The organism is Streptomyces javensis (genome assembly GCF_039525925.1).
Taxonomy (GTDB): Bacteria; Actinomycetota; Actinomycetes; order Streptomycetales; family Streptomycetaceae; genus Streptomyces; species Streptomyces asiaticus.
The window spans coordinates 1-1427 of the sequence record NZ_BAAAIF010000237.1 but is presented as its reverse complement, the minus strand read 5'-3'; the positions used below and the strand labels follow the sequence as shown (position 1 = coordinate 1427).

1 protein-coding gene is annotated in these 1427 nt (G+C 72.5%); it reads left to right on the top strand.

The features are described 5' to 3' along the window. A partial coding sequence (locus ABD329_RS47735; protein WP_344318277.1) for a polyketide synthase dehydratase domain-containing protein occupies positions 1-1427 on the top strand: 1427 nt, incomplete at both ends.

Below are 1427 nucleotides of genomic sequence, written 5' to 3'. Positions count from 1 at the left end.
CTGGCTGGCCGACCACACCGTGTCCGGCGCCGTACTGCTGCCCGGTGCCGCGATGGCCGAACTCGCCATCCGCGCCGGGGACGAGACCGACACCCCCGCCCTGGAAGAGCTGGTCATCGAGCAGCCACTGGCCCTGCCGGACAGTGGCTCCCTGGACATACGGGTGGTCGTGGGCGGCCCGGACGAGTCCGAGCGCCGGGACGTCCGCGTCTACTCGCGCACCGAGGAAGGCACCCAGTGGACGGAGCACGCCACCGGCACACTGGCCCAGGACACCGCCGCTCCCCCGCCGCCCACCGTGGCCGAATGGCCGCCCGCCGGTGCCGAGCCGGTGGCCGTGGAGGGTCTGTACGAGCAGATGGCCGAGGGGGGCTACGACTACGGGCCGACCTTCCAGGGACTGAAGGCGGTCTGGACCCGCAATGGCGAGGTGTTCGCGGAGGCCGCCCTGCCGGAGGAGCAGACGGAGGCCGCCGGCCGATTCGGCATCCACCCGGCGCTGCTGGACGCCGCGTTGCACGCGAGCAACTACTGCCTGCCCGGCGAGCCCGGCGGCCGCATGCTGCTGCCGTTCGCGTGGAACGACATACGCCTGCACGCCACCGGTGCCACGTCGGTGCGCGTACACGCCCGTTACGCCGAGGACAGCGGGCTCTCCGTGGCCCTGGTCGACGCGGCCGGAGGACCCGTCGCGTCGATCGGCTCGCTGATCCTGCGGGAGGTCGACGCAGGGCAGCTCGAAGCGCTCACCTCCACACCCCTTAACGATGCGCTGTGGACGGTCACCTGGACCGAACACACCACCACCGCCACGGACGAGGTCTCGTGGGGCACCCTCGCGGACGTCTCCCCCGCCCTCGCCACCGCAGAGGTCCCGGCCTTCACCGACGTTACGGAGATCGCCGAGGCCGATGACCGCCCCAGCCTGATCGTCGCCGACACCGCCACGTGGCAGTCGTCCGACACCGACCCCATCACCCGCACACGGGAGTTGACCACCCGGGCGCTGGACCTGTTGCAGCAGTGGGTGACGCTGCCCGAGCTGTCGGACACACGGCTGGTGATACTCACGCGCGGTGCGATGGCCGTACACGACTCGGCCGAGGTCACCGACCCCGCCGTGGCGGCGATCTGGGGTCTGGTCCGCTCGGCCCAGTCCGAGCACCCCGACCGTATCCGCCTCATCGACGCCGACGGCCACTCGGACCAGGCACTCCCCACCGCACTGACCGCCGACCAGCCCCAGCTGGCCCTCCGCGACAGCACCCTCTGGGCGCCCCGGCTCACCGCCGCACCCACCAACCCACCAGCCCGGCCACTCCCCCTGAACCCCGAGGGGACCGTCCTCGTCACCGGCGGCACCGGAACCCTCGGCGCCCTCACCGCCCGCCACCTCATCACCCACCACAACGCCCGCCACCTCCTCC